This window comes from Stenotrophomonas sp. YJH_SMC_33 (genome assembly GCF_059372295.1).
In genome coordinates, this window is record NZ_JCAFVJ010000001.1 from 409,887 (window position 1) to 426,415 (window position 16,529).

The 16,529-nt window shown below is 67.4% G+C and carries 12 protein-coding genes; 7 read left to right on the plus strand and 5 right to left on the minus strand.

Going from position 1 to position 16,529, the window contains the following annotated elements; translation table 11 throughout:
- Positions 1 to 33 precede the first annotated feature (33 nt).
- On the minus strand, positions 34 to 774 hold the full coding sequence (locus AC5P9W_RS01965; protein WP_021203218.1) for a DNA alkylation repair protein: 741 nt from the start codon (positions 772 to 774) through the stop codon (positions 34 to 36).
- Positions 771 to 1,271, minus strand: a complete 501-nt coding sequence (locus tag AC5P9W_RS01970) for a MarR family winged helix-turn-helix transcriptional regulator (protein WP_021203217.1) — start codon at positions 1,269 to 1,271, stop codon at positions 771 to 773. Before AC5P9W_RS01970 ends, AC5P9W_RS01965 begins: the two co-directional genes overlap by 4 nt.
- 165 nt (positions 1,272 to 1,436) lie before the next feature.
- On the opposite strand from AC5P9W_RS01970, the gene AC5P9W_RS01975 reads away from it, so the two are divergent.
- Together AC5P9W_RS01975 and AC5P9W_RS01980 are read left to right on the plus strand one after the other, a co-directional pair.
- Positions 1,437 to 2,600 (plus strand): serine hydrolase domain-containing protein, encoded by a 1,164-nt coding sequence (locus AC5P9W_RS01975; protein WP_206621886.1) that lies wholly within the window; start codon positions 1,437 to 1,439, stop codon positions 2,598 to 2,600.
- A gap of 73 nt (positions 2,601 to 2,673) precedes the next feature.
- A complete protein-coding gene (locus AC5P9W_RS01980; protein ID WP_206621887.1) occupies positions 2,674 to 2,940 on the plus strand; it encodes a hypothetical protein in 267 nt (88 codons plus the stop codon).
- Positions 2,941 to 3,054: 114 nt separating this feature from the next.
- Here AC5P9W_RS01980 and groL read toward each other — a convergent pair whose 3' ends face one another.
- Together groL and AC5P9W_RS01990 are read right to left on the minus strand one after the other, a co-directional pair.
- Entirely contained in the window at positions 3,055 to 4,704 is a 1,650-nt protein-coding gene (gene groL, locus AC5P9W_RS01985; RefSeq protein WP_005411226.1) for a chaperonin GroEL, read from the minus strand.
- Between the two features lie 84 nt (positions 4,705 to 4,788).
- The gene (locus tag AC5P9W_RS01990; RefSeq protein ID WP_005411227.1) at positions 4,789 to 5,076 is read right to left on the minus strand and encodes a co-chaperone GroES; all 288 of its coding nucleotides are present in this window, start codon (positions 5,074 to 5,076) and stop codon (positions 4,789 to 4,791) included.
- A 311-nt stretch (positions 5,077 to 5,387) separates the two neighbouring features.
- Between AC5P9W_RS01990 and AC5P9W_RS01995 the strand changes: the two genes are divergently transcribed.
- From AC5P9W_RS01995 to AC5P9W_RS02015, 5 genes are all read left to right on the plus strand, one after another.
- The gene (locus AC5P9W_RS01995; RefSeq protein ID WP_111097641.1) at positions 5,388 to 7,178 is read left to right on the plus strand and encodes an endonuclease; all 1,791 of its coding nucleotides are present in this window, start codon (positions 5,388 to 5,390) and stop codon (positions 7,176 to 7,178) included.
- A gap of 68 nt (positions 7,179 to 7,246) precedes the next feature.
- Positions 7,247 to 7,585 (plus strand): divalent-cation tolerance protein CutA, encoded by a 339-nt coding sequence (gene cutA, locus AC5P9W_RS02000; RefSeq protein ID WP_010481118.1) that lies wholly within the window; start codon positions 7,247 to 7,249, stop codon positions 7,583 to 7,585.
- Positions 7,582 to 9,966, plus strand: a complete 2,385-nt coding sequence (locus AC5P9W_RS02005) for a protein-disulfide reductase DsbD family protein (RefSeq protein ID WP_021203212.1) — start codon at positions 7,582 to 7,584, stop codon at positions 9,964 to 9,966. Before cutA ends, AC5P9W_RS02005 begins: the two co-directional genes overlap by 4 nt.
- Entirely contained in the window at positions 9,963 to 10,526 is a 564-nt protein-coding gene (locus AC5P9W_RS02010) for a TlpA family protein disulfide reductase (RefSeq protein ID WP_019660809.1), read from the plus strand. The genes AC5P9W_RS02005 and AC5P9W_RS02010 overlap by 4 nt, the downstream gene beginning before the upstream one ends.
- Positions 10,527 to 11,315: 789 nt before the next feature.
- Positions 11,316 to 13,838 carry a PepSY domain-containing protein gene (locus tag AC5P9W_RS02015; RefSeq protein WP_495218736.1) on the plus strand — a complete coding sequence of 841 codons (2,523 nt, stop codon included), beginning with the start codon at positions 11,316 to 11,318 and terminating at the stop codon, positions 13,836 to 13,838.
- A gap of 121 nt (positions 13,839 to 13,959) precedes the next feature.
- Here AC5P9W_RS02015 and AC5P9W_RS02020 read toward each other — a convergent pair whose 3' ends face one another.
- The gene (locus tag AC5P9W_RS02020) at positions 13,960 to 16,500 is read right to left on the minus strand and encodes a methyl-accepting chemotaxis protein (protein ID WP_478434280.1); all 2,541 of its coding nucleotides are present in this window, start codon (positions 16,498 to 16,500) and stop codon (positions 13,960 to 13,962) included.
- Positions 16,501 to 16,529 lie beyond the last annotated feature (29 nt).

Sequence of the window (16,529 nt, forward strand, 5' to 3'; positions counted from 1 at the left end):
CGGGGTTGCGGGGTTGTCGGCCAGCATCCGGCACTACCGGAGCGAGCGCAGTGCGCGTTTGCGGATGTAGGCGTTGGCGTCGCTGTGGCGCTCGTGCTGCCAACGCGTGCACAGCACGCGCAGCCACTTCGGCTGAGTCTTGCCGGCATCATTGAGCCAGTTGCCGACCGAATCCTGCACGTAGCGTTCCGGGTCGTCAGCCAGTGCTTCCAGCATCGGCAATGCATGTTCAGGGTGCTGCTTGAACAGCGCGATATGTGTGGCCCAGACACCGCGCGGACGCAGTGCTTCGCAGGCGAAGCGGCGCAGGTACGGCGAAGTTTCCTGTGTCCACGGTTGCAGGTACTCAAGCGCCTGCATCGGCGCGGCAACGATGTCCGTGCGTAGCGCCAGCCACGCCCATTCGCGCACACCGAAGTGTGGATCGTCGGCCAGCGTGCGCATCTGCTGCAGCTTCTCTGCCAACGTCGCGCGGGCATCGCTGCCGATCAGGTAGCAGGCCCAGCCGCGCACGGTGTCGGACGCATGGTCCTGCCATTGCACGGGATCGCCCTGCCCCGCCTCACGCAGCAGTTGCGCAGCCAAGGCCATGCGCAGTGTGATGCCCTTGCCTGAAGCATCCTGCATGCGTTGCAGCGCTTCCGGTGCAAGCGCAGGCGCTACCACCTGCAGCAGCGCGGCGAAATCCACTGCCAGGCATTCGGCCAGATGGGTGGCGGCGACGCTGCCAGTGTTGAGGGCATGCAGCCGTTCCGCCGCAATCGCCGGGCTCATGCCGCAGGCTCTCGTCCGGCATCGGTGTGCTGCCAGACCTTATGCAGCAATCGCGACAGGTGCTGCTGTTCATCGGAGTCCAGACCATTGAACAGGCCACCGATCCACTGCGTGTGCTGGTCGAACAGCGTCTCGGCCAAGCGCTTACCCGGTCCCGTCAGTACGATCTGCAGGCGGCGGCCATCCTCGGCATCGCAGCGACGCTGCAGCAGTCCTTCGCGCTGCAGGCCATCCAACAGGCCACTGATGGTGGCGCGGGTCACGCCTGCGCGCTCGGCCAGCACGTGGGGCGGCAACGTGCCGCCGGCCCCATGCAACAGGAACAGCACGATGAAGCGACCCTCACTGAGCCCGTGTGGTGCCAGCCGGGCGGCGCAGTCGCGATCGATTGTCGAGGACAGCGACAGCAACTGGAAGCACAGATGCAGCTGGGCGACATTGGCGTGGCCGCGCCGCCGGGCCTCGTCCAGAAGGGCGCCATGCTTTGCCTCGAGCATCATGATTTCCGTTCTGTTTAGGCGCCTAATCATATTCACGCCACAACAGAATGCAAGACTGGCCGGGCCAGCCGCCGATCCACGCAGGGCGCGCTCCTGGCACAAGGGGTGGAAGCAGCCGAAGCTGCGGTAGCATCGCGCCACGTCCCGCCAGGAGGTCCACGCATGCGCCGTGTTGCCCTGTTGTTGCTGACGCTGTTCCCGCTGGCCGTGCTGGCCGCGCCGCCCCCGGTACCCACGCCGGCCCACATCGATGCCGAAGCCCAGCGCCTGATGCATGCCGCCCACGCGCGCGGCATGGCTCTGGCGGTGATCGATGGCGGCAAGGTGGTGCATGTGGCCGCCTACGGTGAACGCAACGCCGCAGGCGAGCCGCTGCGCACCGACACCGTGATGTACGCTGCGTCACTGACCAAGATGGCTTTCGGCCATCTGGTCGCACAGCTGGCGCAGGACGCGCGGATCGATCTGGATGCCAGCATCGCTACCGCCCTGGACAAACCGCTGCCGGACTATCCACCGGAACCGAAGAAGTACGCCGACTACAGTGTGCTGGCCGGAGATGCCCGCTGGCGCCAGCTCACCCCGCGCCTGCTGCTCAACCATTCCAGTGGCTTTGCCAACTTCGGCGTTCTGGAGCCCGATGGGCGCCTGAAGTTCCACTTCGATCCGGGTAGTCGATATGGGTATTCCGGAGAAGGACTGATCCTGTTGCAGTTCGTGATCGAACGCGGGCGGCTGGGCGAGGATGTGGGTGCGTTGATGCAGCAGCGCGTGTTCGATCGCTTCGGCATGGCGCGCACCAGCATGCTGTGGCGCGCGGATTTCGCCGGCAACCTGGCCGATGGCTGGACCGCCGAAGGCAATACAGAGCCGCACGATGAACGCAGCCGCGTGCGTGCGGCTGGTTCGATGGATACCACCATCGCCGATATGGCCCGTTTCGCCGCTGGCTACGTGCGCGGCGATGGATTGTCAGCGGCGATGCGCAGGGAGCTGGTGCGGCCGCAGCTGCAGATCACCACCGCCAGCCAGTTCCCCACCCTGCAGCCGGAGCTGCCGAAGGCGCAGCAGCGCAAGGACCTGGCGGCTGGCCTGGGCGTGGTGACGTTTCTCGGCCCGCAGGGCGCAGGCTTCTACAAGGGCGGCCACGACGATGCGGTGGGCAATACGCTGGTATGCATGGAGCAGCACCAGCGCTGCGTGGTGATCCTGGGCAACGATGTGCGGGCAGAGGCGGCCTTCCCGGCCTTGGTGGCGTTCGTGCTGGGCGACACCGGCGTGCCGTGGCAGTGGGAGTACGGCGCGGCGAAGGCGTTTGTCAGATGATCGAAGCGTTACCGTTGCACACAGGTCCCGCAGTCGTGCAGCATGCAGACACGGATGCAATGCAGGAGACAGGATGAATCGCCCAGAGATCGATGCCATTGCCGAAGCGGTGTTGAAGCCGGGTGCACGACGTCTGTGCATCGCTGCACGCCATCGCCAGGCGGCACATCGGCAGCGACGTCAGCGGGTGGGAGCCGGCGCCAGTCTGATCGGCATGGCGGCGGGCCTGCTGCTTGCGTCGATCACGGAGCTGCCGTGGGTACAGGGCATGATCGCGGGAGGCGCGCTGGCCCTGCTGGTGGCCCACCTGTGGCTGCAGCGGCGCGAGGGCCGCGCGTAGATCCCCGCCTGGGAGCGGCATCCACGCATGGCGTGGATCTACTTTGATTCCGACCGGCCACAAAAAAACCCCGCCTTCCGGCGGGGTTTTTCATTGCAGGGTGACAGCGGGGACTTAGAAGTCCATGCCGCCCATGCCACCCATGCCGCCCATGCCACCGGCGCCGCCCATGGCCGGCTCGTCCTTCTTCGGAGCTTCGGCCACCATGGCTTCGGTGGTGATCATCAGGCCAGCGATCGAGGCGGCGTTCTGCAGCGCCGAACGGGTCACCTTGGTCGGGTCCAGGATGCCGAACTGCAGCATGTCGCCGAACTCGCCGGTGGCCGCGTTGTAGCCGAAGCTGCCGGTGCCTTCCTTGACCTTGTTGATGATGACCGACGGCTCGTCACCGGCGTTGGCAACGATCTCGCGCAGCGGGGCTTCCATCGCACGCAGGGCAATCTGGATGCCGTGGTTCTGGTCTTCGTTGGCGCCCTTCAGACCGGCCAGCGCGGTGATCGCGCGGACCAGGGCAACACCGCCGCCCGGGACCACGCCTTCTTCAACGGCTGCACGGGTGGCGTGCAGGGCGTCGTCGACGCGGTCCTTCTTTTCCTTCATCTCGATTTCGGTCGAGGCGCCGACCTTGATCACGGCAACACCGCCGGCCAGCTTGGCCACGCGTTCCTGCAGCTTCTCGCGGTCGTAATCGGAGGAGGTGTCCTGGATCTGGGTCTTGATCTGCGCCACACGGGCATCAACGTTGGCCTTGTCGCCGACGCCGTCGATGATGGTGGTGTTCTCCTTGGAGACCTGCACCTTCTTGGCGCGGCCCAGGTCCTTGATGGTGGCCTTTTCCAGCGACAGGCCGACTTCTTCGGAGATCACGGTGCCGCCGGTCAGCACGGCCATGTCTTCCAGCATCGCCTTGCGACGGTCGCCGAAGCCCGGGGCCTTGACGGCCACGACCTTGACGATGCCACGGATGGTGTTGACCACCAGGGTCGCCAGCGCTTCGCCTTCGACTTCCTCGGCCACGATCAGCAGCGGCTTGCCGGCCTTGGCGACGCCTTCCAGCACCGGCAGCAGGTCGCGGACGTTGGAGATCTTCTTGTCGTGCAGCAGGATGAACGGGTCATCCAGGTCAGCGGTCTGCGACTGCTGGTTGTTGATGAAGTACGGGGACAGGTAGCCGCGGTCGAACTGCATGCCCTTGACCACGTCCAGCTCGTTGTCCAGGCCCGAGCCTTCTTCAACGGTGATGACGCCTTCCTTGCCGACTTCCTTCATCGCGTCAGCGATGATCTGGCCGATCGACTCGTCCGAGTTGGCCGAGATGGTACCGACCTGGGCAATCGCCTTGTCGTCGGCGGTCGGCTTGGAGATGTTCTTCAGCTCGGCGACGGCGGCCGACACGGCCTTGTCGATACCGCGCTTGAGGTCCATCGGGTTCATGCCGGCGGCCACGGCCTTGGCGCCTTCGCGGATCAGGGCCTGGGCCAGCACGGTGGCGGTGGTGGTGCCGTCGCCGGCGTCGTCGTTGGTGCGCGAAGCAACTTCCTTCACCATCTGCGCGCCCATGTTCTCGAACTTGTCAGCCAGTTCGATTTCCTTGGCGACGGAGACGCCGTCCTTGGTGATGGTCGGGGCGCCGAAGCTCTTTTCCAGCACGACGTTGCGGCCCTTCGGGCCCAGGGTGGCCTTGACGGCATTGGCGAGAACGTTGACGCCGCGCACCATGCGCGAACGGGCATCTTCACCGAAACGGATATCCTTGGCAGCCATGTGCAGTTACCTCATCTGGTAGCGCCGGGCCATGCCCGGCGGCTGGGTGTTGGAATCAGGGGATGGAACAGGTCGCGCCGGGGCTCAGCCGATGACGGCGAGCACGTCGTCCTCGCGCAGGACCTTGTATTCGACGCCTTCGCTCTTGTACGAGCTGCCGGCGTACTGGCCGTAGATGACCTTGTCGCCGACCTTCAGCGACGGCGCGCGCACGTTGCCGTTGTCCAGCGGCTTGCCCGGGCCGACGGCCACGACCTCACCCTTGGTGGACTTTTCCTTGGCCGAGTCGGGGATGACGATGCCACCGGCGGAGATTTCGTCGGCTTCGATCGGCTTGACCACAACGCGGTCGTGCAGCGGCTTGATGCTCATAGGAGACCTCTTAAGTGATTGATTGGTCTAAAAAAGTCCGGCGATGTTAGCACTCGCCCCAGGCGAGTGCCAGAACCGCACGTGAAGAAACCCGACAACGTCGGGAGCAGGGCAGAGATGGAGCCCCGCCGCCCCCTTTCAAGGGCGGAATGAAAAAATTTTTCCACCCGCGCGCCTCGGCCAGGGCGTCGGTCCAGATCAATTTCGGTGACAAGCGTCGCACTGTCAGACATCTGAGGTTCATTTACGACAAAGTGTCACTGGATCGGCCTTAGGCTCGGTCCGGCATTCCCAATCACAAGGAGGAGTCGATGCGATTGCTGTCCCCGCTTGCCGCAGCCTGCCTGCTGGCGCTGGCCGCTGCGCCGGCCCAGGCCGAGGTCTTCATCAACGAACTGCACTACGACGACAGCACCGCCGCCGGTGACGTCGGCGAAGCGATCGAGGTCGTAGCCACTGCCGGTGAGGACCTGTCCGGCTACCGCCTGTACCTCTACAACGGCAGCAATCCGTCCGCCGCCACCGTCTATGCCAACAACCCGGTCCCGGCCGGCACCGCCGCCGGCTGCGGCAGCGCCACCATCGCCGTGGTCAGTTACCCGACCAACGGGATCCAGAACGGCCCGACCGACGGCATCGCCCTGGTCGATGCCAGTGGCAAAGTGGTCCAGTTCCTCAGCTATGAGGGCGCCATCACCGCCTCCGGTGGCCCCGCCGCCGGCATGACCAGCCAGAACATCCCGGTAGCCGAGACCAACAGCACCGCGCCGGGCACCTCGTTGCAGCTGACCGGCAGCGGCAGCCAGTACACCCACTTCACCTGGGCCGAATCGGCCGGCCAGACCTTCGGCAGCTGCAACAACGGCCAGACTTTCAGCGGCGGTGGCACGCCAGGCCCGAACACGCCGCCGTCGGTGTCCACCACCACCCCGGCGCAGGGCAGCAGCACCTTCCCGGCTGCGGCCGATCTGGAAGTGGTGTTCAGCGAAACCGTGAACCTGGCCAGCGGCGCGTTCGCGCTGAGCTGCGGCACCTCCGGCAGCGTGCCGCTGACCTTCCCGGCCAGCGGCCGCAGCGTGAAGCTGTCCACCAACACCGCGCTGGTGGCCGGTGAAGCCTGCCGCTTCGACATCCGCGCCGCGCGCATCACCGACCTGCAGGGCGCACACCCGGCCGCCGACAGCCGCATCGCCTTCACCGTGGCCAGCACCGGCGGCAATCCGGACCCGGGCAACCCGGGCGTGCCGGCCGGCTACTACTCCAGGGTCAACACCAGCAGCCCCAGCCAGCTGCGCTGCTCGCTGCACGCCACCATCAAGGGCCATACCGCCTACCCGTACAGCGGCTCGGGCACCAATACCTGGACCATCCTGGAAATCGCCGACGAGGATCCGAACAACCCGAACCGCATCCTCGATGCCTACCGCAACCGCAGCTACGCCAAGGTCAGTGATCGTGCGGGCACCGGCAGCGGCCTGACCTACAACCGCGAGCACACCTGGCCGAACTCGCTGGGCTTTGCCACCACCACCGGCGACAAGGGCCTGCCGTACGCCCCGTATACCGACACCCACATGCTGTACCTGACCGACGCGCAGTGGAACGCCGATCGTGGCAACAAGCCGTTCGGCAAGTGCGACGCCAGCTGCGGCGAGCGCGCCACCGAGGCCAACAACGGCCAGGGTGGCGGCAGCGGTGGCTATCCGGGCAACTCCAACTGGGTGCGCACGCCGGACGGCAACACCGGCACCTTCGAGGTGTGGGGCAAGCGCAAGGGCGACATGGCGCGTGCGGTGATGTACATGGCGATCCGCTACGAGGGCGGCAAGGATGCGGCGACCGGCCAGTCCGAGCCGGACCTGGAGCTGACCGACGACCGCAGCAAGATCGTCAAGACCAGCAGCTCACCGGCCTACATGGGCCTGCTGTCGACCCTGATCGACTGGCACCTGTCCGACCCGCCGGATGATGCCGAGCGTGCGCGCAATGACGTGGTCTACAGCTTCCAGGGCAACCGCAACCCGTTCATCGACCACCCCGAGTGGGCCACCCCGGCCCTGTTCACCTCGGCCAAGCCGGCCACCTGCCAGCTGGCCAACTGACCGCGCAACGCAGCGGTCCACGGCCGCCGCCGGGCCCTGGCCCGGTGGCGGCCCTATACTCGATGGTCATGTCGACCGTCGATCCCGTCCTGCTGCTGTTGACCACCTGCCCGGACCGGGCCAGTGCCGAGCGCATCGCGCACGCGCTGGTCGGCGAGCGCCTGGCCGCGTGCGTGACCCGCCTCGATGGCGCGCAGTCGACCTACCGCTGGCAGGGCGAGGTGACCACCGACGCCGAGCTGCAGCTGCTGGTGAAAACCACCGCGAGCCGCGTCGATGACGCAATCGCCCGGATCGTCGAACTGCATCCGTATGAACTCCCGGAGTGCATCGCGGTCGAAACCCGGGCCGGCCTGCCGGCGTATCTGGATTGGATCCGGGCACAGACCCGGGAGGACACTGATTGAAGACTCTGTTTGCGCGTGGCGCTGCCTTGTGCGCCCTGTTGTGCCTTTCGCTGCCCGCCTTCGCCCTGGATGAGAAAGACCTGCTGCCGGTGGACCAGGCGTTCGCATTGACCGCCACTGCCCCCGAACGTGGCCAGGTGCAGCTGCAGTTCAAGATCGCGCCAGGCTATTACCTGTATCGCCACCGCACCAGCGTCAAAGCCGACCCGGCCTTCAATGCCGGCGCGCTGCAGATGCCCAAGGGCGACAAGCACCACGACGATTTCTTCGGCGAGGTCGAGACCTATCGCGAGCGCCTGCTGGCCACCCTGCCCGGCACGCCGACCGACGCTGCCGGCACCATCAGCCTGGAAGTGCGTTATCAGGGCTGCGCCGATGCCGGTGTCTGCTACCCGCCGCAGAAGCGCGTGGTGCAGGTCACCCTGCCGGGCGCCGGTGCGGCGGCGGCGGTGCCTGCCGCGCGTGCCGGTGCGGCCAGCCCGTTCAATAACCCGCTGGCCGGTGCCGGCAACAGCGGTGGCCTGCGCCTGCCGGGCGCGGCCAACAACAGCCAGGCCCTGCCGCTGCCGTCGGAACAGGCGTTCGGCTTCGATGCCATCGCCAGCGACGGCAACACGCTGCTGCTGCGCTTCAGCCCAGCGCCCGGCTATTACCTGTATCGCGACCGCACCTCGCTGAAGCTGGAAGGCAGCGCCGGCGTGCTGGCCGGCAAGCCGCGCTGGCCAGCCGCGCAATCGCATCGCGACGAGCACTTCGGCGATGTCTCGGTCTACTTCAACCAGGTGGAAGTACCGCTGCCGCTGCGCCGCGCTGTCACTGATGCCGTCGACAGCACCCTGGTGGTGACCTTCCAGGGCTGCCAGACCGATGGCATCTGCTACCCGCCGATGACCCGCCGGGTGAAGCTGTCGATTCCGGCCGGCAAGGTCAGCGCCAGCGCCGACCAGGCGCCAGCGCGCAATGACGTGATCAACCCGCTGCCTGCTGCCAACGGTGCACCGCGCGAAGCCGCCAACGGCGCCCCGCTGCGCCTGCTGCCAACCGTGCCCAACACGGATGCAGCGGCACCGGCCGCCGCAGGTGGCGCCACCGCCAGCAGTGAATTCGCCACCGATGCACAGGGCGACAATGCGCTGCGCACGCGTCCGCCGGTGACGACGCCGAATCCTGATCGTTCGTTCGTCTGGGTCCTGCTGCTGGCGCTGGCCGGTGGCCTGGTACTGAACCTGATGCCCTGCGTGCTGCCGATCCTCTCGCTGAAGGTGCTGAGCCTGGCGCAGAGCGGCGAAAGCGCGCAGCGCGCGCGCAGCCACGCGCTCTGGTACACGCTGGGCGTGCTGGTCGCGTTCGCCGTGATCGGCGCGTTGATGGTCGGCCTGCGCGCGATCGGCAATGCCGTCGGCATCGGCTTCCAGCTGCAGCACCCGGGTGTGGTGGCGGCGCTGGCCTACATCATGTTCGCGGTAGGCCTGAGCCTGTCCGGCGTGTTCACCCTGGGCGGCGGCATCGGCAATCTGGGCCAGTCGCTGGCCAGCCGCAGCGGCCCGGCCGGTGACTTCTTCACCGGTGCGCTGGCCTGCGTGGTCGGCAGTGCCTGCGTCGGCCCGTTCATGGGTGGCGCGATCGCCTACGCGTTCATTGCCCCGCCGCTGAAGGCGATGACCGTGTTCCTGTTCCTCGGCCTGGGCCTGGCGCTGCCGTTCCTGCTGATCGGGTTCGTGCCGGCGCTCGCACGCCGCCTGCCCAAGCCGGGCCCGTGGATGGAAACGCTCAAGCACGTGCTGGCCTTCCCGATGTATGCCACCGCGCTGTGGCTGCTGTGGGTGCTGGGCAAGCAGCGTGGCGTGGATGGCATGGCGCTGGTGCTGGGTGGCCTGCTGCTGCTGGCGTTCGGCCTGTGGCTGTTCGAGCGCAACCGCTGGACCGGCTCGCGTGCGGTGACACTGCTGGGCGTACTGCTGGCGATCGGCGCGCTGGTGCCGGCCTGGGGTGTGACCCAGCTCGCACCGCCGGCGCGGGCCGCACAGGCCGCCAGCGACAACGTGGTCGAGTATTCACCGCAGTTGCTGGACCGCCTGCGCGCCGACAACCGGGTGGTGTTCGTCAACATGACCGCCGACTGGTGCGTAAGCTGCAAGGCCAACGAGCGCGCCGTGCTGTCGCGGCCGGAATTCAAGGAACTGCTCAAGCGCACCAACGCGGTGTACATGCGCGGCGACTACACCAATGTCGACCCGCAGATCACCACGTTCCTGGAAGAGCACAAGGCCGTGGGCGTGCCACTGTACGTGGTGTACGGCCCCGGCGCGCCGCCGACCGTGCTGCCGACCCTGCTGACCCAGGCGGTGGTGGAGGAAGCGCTGCTGCGCACCGCACGATGAAGTGGCAACGGCCAGCGCTGCTGTGGACAGCGGTGCTGGCCGCCGGCCTTGGCCTGTGGGCCGGCCATCGATTGACACCGGCGCCGGTGGCGCCTGAGGCCGTGCCGGGAGCGCCTGCTGTGGCGGCTGCCGCACCCACCCTGCAGGTCGGCGACAGCCTGCCCGCACTGTCGCTGCCGGATCTTGAAGGCCGGCCGCTGGACCTGCGCCAGCACGCTGGCGGTCGCCCGCTGTTGATCAATGTCTGGGCCAGCTGGTGCGCGCCCTGCGTTGAAGAAATGCCCGAACTGGCGCGTTTCGCACATGTCCAGGGCGAGCACGGTGTGCAGGTGCTGGGACTGGCGCTGGATACGCCGGAGGACGTGCGCCGTTTCCTGCAGCGGGTACCGGTGGATTACCCGATCGTGATCGAGACCCCGGGGCCGCGCGATGCCAGCGTGCAGCTTGGCAATACACAGGGCCTGCTGCCCTACAGCGTGCTGTTCGATGCACAGGGGCGGCTGGTGAAGGCGAAGCTGGGACCGTTCGCCCACGGCGAGATCGACAGCTGGGTGAAGTGAGGGGGGGTTTTTGCAGGGCTTGCAGCCCTGCACCCTGCTCAATGCAACGGCAACGGCCAGAGCCAAAGCCAAAGCGGGCTTTCCGTGGGATGGCGGGGCGCTGTGGCTGTGCAGGACACGCCGTAAACCCCCCTCCGGGGTCCGGCCCAGCCGCTGGCGGCTGTGCGTTCGGGCGCTTGCGAAGCAGTGCTTCGCAAGCAAAGCGCCCTCACCCATGGGGGCTCGATGGCGCCATCCATGGCGCCAACGGTCCTGCACAGCCACACCGCCCCACCTTCGACAGATTCCGCCGGCTGTTGGTAGGTGTCGACCTTGGTCGACACATCTGTCAGATATCGAATGAAATTCCGGGGTCAGATCCGTTTTCCTACGGAAAACGGATCTGACCCCAAGAGTATTTCCGACAGATCGCGGAAATCTGTCGAAGGCGGGGTGGGTCCGGTTGAGGGGGCGTGAGCCGCATGGGCCCGAGGCATGCCTCGGGCGGGTTGGGCAGGACGCCCAACCCTGGTCTTGCCGTGTGCGCAGGACAGCGCACACGAGCAAGCGGCGACCGAGCTTACATGGACGTACTTGCAGCGTCCCCCTCAACCGGACCCACCCCGCCAACCCACGGAAAGCCGGCTTTTGACGTTGACGTTGCTCCGGCTTGTAGCGGGTGCAGGGCTGCAAAGCCCTGCAACAAGACCCTCCTTGACCGTAGCCCGTCCGCCACGGAGAATTCCGCGATTAATTCTCATTTGCTGTTGCGCAGGATGCGGGCGGCAGCCTTCGGGGCCCCCTCCTTCGATGTTCAAGAACGTCCTGTTCCAACTGCACTGGCTGCTGGGCATCACCGCCGGCGCCGTACTGGCCGTGATGGGCCTCAGCGGCGCCGTGCTGTCCTTCGAGGATGAGCTGCTGCGAGCGGCCAACCCCGGCTTCGCCGAGATCGCTGAACACCATGCTGATGGCCAGCTTCCGCTCGAACTCAGCGAACTGGCAACGCTGCTGCAGGCCGGCGGTGATCGCCCCCTACAGCGCCTGCGCGTGGATGCCACCGGCCAGCGACCGTCGGTGGCGCGCTTTGCTGGCGGCAAGGAACACTGGGTGTACTTCGACCCCTACAGCGGTGAGCGCTTCAGCGCCCTGCGCGGGCAGGCGCTCTTTGACTTCGTCGAGGACCTGCATCGGCATCTTGCCGCCGGTGAGCGCGGCAAATGGATCACCGGCAGCTGCGCCATCGCCCTGGTGTTCTTCACCTTGTCCGGGCTCTACCTGCGCTGGCCACGACGCTGGTGGCACTGGCGCAGCTGGCTGGCAGTGGAGTGGAAGCGCAGTGGACGCGGCTTCCTGTGGAGCCTGCACTCCGTGGCCGGCACCTGGGTGCTGTTGATCTACCTGATGAGTGCGCTGACCGGCCTGTGGTGGTCCTTCGACTGGTACCGCAGCGCCGCCAACACCCTGCTGGGCGTCGCACCGGCCGCCAAACACAAGGTCGCCGCCGACGCCGCCCTGGACCTGGAGCGCATCGAAGCCACGCTGTATGCGCTGCCCGGCGTGCGCACCGGCTACATCGACCTGCGTCTGCCGGAGAAACCGGGGCAGGTACTGAATGTGCGCGTGATGGCCGGTGACCCGTCGCAGCGCGGTGGGCGGCATGACCGCGCGCACGATCTGCTGCAGCTGGATCCGGCCAGCGGGGCCATCCTCGATTCACGCCCCTACGCGCGCCAGGGCACCGGAGGACAGCTGGCCACCAGCGTGTTCGCATTGCACTCGGGCAGTTACTTCGGCATGCCCGGGCGGGTGGTGGTGATGCTCAGCAGCCTGGGCATGAGCCTGTTCTTCATCACTGGCTGGCTGCTGTACCTGGACCGGCGCCGCAGCCAGTGCGCTGCGCGCGGGCTGCGCAAGTCGCTGCCAGCAACACCTGCAGATGGCAATGGCACGCCGTGGCTGGTGGTGCATGCCAGCCAGAGCGGACTGGGCGAACAACTCGCATGGCGCGCTGCCGCGCAGCTGCAAGCATCCGGCCATGCAGTGCAGGTTCTGCCGCTGGCCCGCGTCGATGCCGCGCGGCTGGCACGCACCGCACAGGCATTGTTCGTGCTGAGCACCTTTGGTGATGGCGAACCTCCGGATGCGGCGCGGGGCGCTGCGCGACGGCTGCTGGCACAAGCGCCGGATCTGTCGGGCCTGCAGTTCGGCCTGCTCGCCCTGGGTGACCGCCAGTACCCGCATTACTGCGGCTTTGGCCGCCAATTCGATGGCTGGCTGCTGGGCAACGGGGCACGTGCGCTGTTCGAGCGCATCGATGTCGATGCCGCTGCGATACCGGCGCTGCGCCAGTGGCAGCAACATCTCGGCGCGCTGACCGGCATCGCCACCGATGACAGCGTGTTGCCGACCGCGACGCAGATGCACGAATGGCGCCTGCTCGGCCGTGACCGCCTCAATCCAGGCAGCGTGGGCGGCGCCATCTGGCACATCCGTCTTGCGCCACCGGCCGATGTGCAGTGGCAGGCGGGCGACATCCTGCACATCGCGCCCCGCCACAACGCGCGGCACGCCGTTGCGGTGCTGAAGGCACATGGGCTGGATCCCCAGCAGCCGCTGCTGATTGACGGCCAGCCGCGCACGCTGTTGGCGCTGGCCAGCGAGCGCGAGCTGCCCGATGCCGATGCTGCGCTGTCGGTGCAGGATGCCTGCCTCTGGCTGGCAGGGCTGCCACTGCTGCCGGGGCGCGAGTACTCCATCGCATCCTGTACGGATGACGGTGCGGTCGAACTGGTGGTACGGCTGGTCCATGACGAAACCGGACGCACCGGCCTGGGTTCGGGCTGGCTGTCGCTGCATGCGCCTGCCGGTGCCAGCATCGTGGCCCGTGTGCACCGCAACCCCGGTTTCCATCGCGTTGGCGGTGCGCCAATGGTGCTGATCGGCAATGGCACCGGCATCGCGGGCCTGCGCAGCCTGCTGCGCGAAGCCGCGCATGCAGGTGAGCACGGGCACTGGCTGCTGTTCGGCGAACGCCAGCGCGCGCACGACTTCCTGTTCGCCGATGAGATCGAAGCGTGGCAGGGCGATGGCCATCTCGCGCGGGTGGACCTGGCGTTCTCGCGCGATGGTAAGGGCGGCTATGTGCAGGATCGCCTGCGTGCAGCAGCCGATGCCCTGCGCGACTGGATGCAGCGCGGTGCGGTCATCCACGTCTGCGGTTCGCTGCTGGGCATGGCCGAAGGTGTGGACCAGGTGCTGCGCGAAGCACTGGGTGATGAAGCAGTGGAAACGCTGCTGGAGAACGGCCGCTACCGCCGCGACGTGTATTGATTCCTGCCAGCGCGCATTGGCCCGAGCCGAGCATGGGCTCGGCTCTACAGTGTGCCTGCAGCCGATGTAGAGCCGAGCCGACGCTCGGCTGATTCCCGGCCAGCCGACAAGGAACCGCAGGCTAGGCCGCCGCAGCGCGCGCCTGTGGCATCGACTGCAACTGGAACGCGCCCACCGCTTCGGCCAGCGCGTGTACCTGCGCCTGCATCTGCGCGGTGGAGGCACCAGCCTCTTCCACCAGGCTGGCGTTGCGCTGGGTGCTGGCTTCCATCTGCACGATGGTCTGCTTCACCTGCGCGATGCCGGCATGCTGGTCCTGCGATGCACTGCGGATACCGGCCAGCAGCTCGGCCAGCTGCTGCACGCTGCCAACGATCTCGCCCATCGTGATGCCCGCCTGCTCGGCCTGCTGGTTGCCCTGGCCAACACGCGCCACCGAATCCTCGATCAGTCCTTTGATCTGCTTGGCCGCTTCGGCACTGCGCTGGGCCAGCAGGCGCACTTCCGCAGCCACCACGGCGAAGCTGCGGCCCTGCTCACCTGCGCGCGCGGCTTCCACCGCGGCATTCAGCGCGAGGATGTTGGTCTGGAAAGCGATGCCATCGATCAGCTGGGTGATGTCGCCGATCCGCCGCGAGGCCTCGCTGATGCCATGCATGGTTGCGACCACCTGGCCGACGGCCTCGCCACCACGCTGGGCCACCGCGGCCGCCCCCTGCACCAAGGCATCGGCGCGGCCCGCGGCATCGGCATTGCGGCCAACGGTGTCGGTCAACTCGTGCATCGACGCTGCCGTCTCTTCCAGGTTGGCCGCCTGCTGTTCGGTACGCTGCGACAGATCATGGTGACCGGCAACGATCTCACCCACACCGGTGTCGAGGCTGGACGTCGCCTGCTGGATGCGGGTGACGATGCGGCCCAGTTGCGCGACCGTGGCGTTGGCATCGTCGCGCATGCGTGCGAACACGCCCTGCAGCTCACCTTCCATGCGCACGCTGAGGTCACCACGGGCCAGCGCCGCCAGAAGCGCCTGCAGATCGCCGAGGTTGGTCTCGAAGGTCGCCAGCAGGCGGTTGATGCTGGTCGACAACGTGCGCACGAAGCCCTGTTTTCCCTCCAGCGCGATGCGGCCGTGCAGGTCGCCATGTGCGGCGGCGTCGACCAGTGCTGCCACTTCGGTTTCCAGCAGCGTTTCCAGCGCGCGGCTGCGCCACTCCACTGCCACGCCGAGGAAATGCCCTTCGTCGGTGATGGCATTGGCGATCAGCTGGTAGCGCACGCCGGCATGGCCGATCTCGCGCTCCTCGCGCTGGCGTACGCCGGCCAGGCTGGCCAACGCCGGATGCAGGCGTACCGCGTCGCTGCCCACCAGCGCTTCGTTCGGCAGTTCAAGCAGCTGCAGCAATGCCGGGTTGGCGTAGGCGACCTGCCCTTCCGCATCGATCACCATCAGGCCGGTCTGCGCGCTATCCAATGCCTGGCGCACGCGGGTGTTGCCGCGGGCCACCGCACGCTCGATCTCGATGCGCGCGCGCAGGCGCTGCTGCATGTCGACCAGGCGCTGGGCCAGTTGGCCGATCTCGTCGTTGGCGTTGTAGACGCGCAGGGTGGTGTCGAGGCGGTCGTCGGCGATGTCGCTGGCGAAGCGCAGGGTGTCCTGGATCGGCCGGCGCACCGCACGCAGCACCAGCACCAGGCTGGTGATCAGCACGCCGGCCACCAGCAGCAGGGTCAGTGCGAACAGCACGCTCATGGTGCGCGCGCCGGCCTGCTGGCGTGCCTGCGCCCTGGCCAGCGCCGCCACCTGCGCCCGCTGGAATGCGGCCAGTGCAGGCGCTACGTCCGCAGCGGCACCCAGCAGCGACTGCGCTTCCACATCCAGGCCGACACGGGCAGCGGCATACCCCAGCAATGCGGCCTGATACGCCTCCATCCCGGTGCGCAGGGTGTCCTGCACATCCGCAGGCAGGCCCGCCAGCGCGAGGTCGAACGGCAGCTTCTCCTCGCTGGCGCGGTCGGCGTGGGTGGAATCACCGTCGAGCAGCAGCAGTGCCTCCTGCCTTCGCATCTTCTGCAGGGACAGCGCCAGCGCGGGCCGTTGCTGCACATCCACCTGCGCCTGCAGAGTGTCGGCGGCCTGCTGCAGCTGCGCAGCGAGGCCGGCATCACCACGGCCCATCTCGTCGACCCGTTCGAACAGGGCGGCCACACCCTGCGAGAACGCGTCGGCGGCTTCGGTCAGCGCCTGCAGGGCCTTGCGCCGGCCAGCATCCATCGGCATCGCGCGCAGCGCCTGCAGATCGGTCTGCAACGCCTTCTGCGTGGCCAACAGCTGCGCGCGGTCGGCATCATCGAAACTGCGTGCATACTGGGCCTGCAGGCGACGCGCTTCGGCCACCCGCGTGGACAGGCTGGCAGCCAGATCGCTGCCGCGCTGGTAGCTGGCCTGGCTGCGCGCAGCCAGTGCGTTGGCATGGCCAGTCCAGGCGTAGACAGCAGCGATCGCCACCAGGCCCAGGCCGCAGATCCACAGTGTGGCCTTGAGCTTGTTGGCCACGCTGAGCCGATGTGGCTGCAGCCAGCGCAGCAGCCCAGGGGACGCCGAGTGCAACGCAGCAAGGCGCGTGCGCAGGGACCGGAGGTGGGGGACAACGGCCGACATGACAGACTCCAGGCGGAAAGACGCATCTG

Bases quoted from the DNA above. Each gene is read 5' to 3' on its own strand.
- AC5P9W_RS01965 (WP_021203218.1), bottom strand. From the start codon at position 774: ATGAGCCCGGCGATTGCGGCGGAACGGCTGCATGCCCTCAACACTGGC.
- AC5P9W_RS01970 (WP_021203217.1), bottom strand. From the start codon at position 1,271: ATGCTCGAGGCAAAGCATGGCGCCCTTCTGGACGAGGCCCGGCGGCGC.
- AC5P9W_RS01975 (WP_206621886.1), top strand. From the start codon at position 1,437: ATGCGCCGTGTTGCCCTGTTGTTGCTGACGCTGTTCCCGCTGGCCGTG.
- AC5P9W_RS01980 (WP_206621887.1), top strand. From the start codon at position 2,674: ATGAATCGCCCAGAGATCGATGCCATTGCCGAAGCGGTGTTGAAGCCG.
- groL (WP_005411226.1), bottom strand. From the start codon at position 4,704: ATGGCTGCCAAGGATATCCGTTTCGGTGAAGATGCCCGTTCGCGCATG.
- AC5P9W_RS01990 (WP_005411227.1), bottom strand. From the start codon at position 5,076: ATGAGCATCAAGCCGCTGCACGACCGCGTTGTGGTCAAGCCGATCGAA.
- AC5P9W_RS01995 (WP_111097641.1), top strand. From the start codon at position 5,388: ATGCGATTGCTGTCCCCGCTTGCCGCAGCCTGCCTGCTGGCGCTGGCC.
- cutA (WP_010481118.1), top strand. From the start codon at position 7,247: ATGTCGACCGTCGATCCCGTCCTGCTGCTGTTGACCACCTGCCCGGAC.
- AC5P9W_RS02010 (WP_019660809.1), top strand. From the start codon at position 9,963: ATGAAGTGGCAACGGCCAGCGCTGCTGTGGACAGCGGTGCTGGCCGCC.
- AC5P9W_RS02015 (WP_495218736.1), top strand. From the start codon at position 11,316: ATGTTCAAGAACGTCCTGTTCCAACTGCACTGGCTGCTGGGCATCACC.
- AC5P9W_RS02020 (WP_478434280.1), bottom strand. From the start codon at position 16,500: ATGTCGGCCGTTGTCCCCCACCTCCGGTCCCTGCGCACGCGCCTTGCT.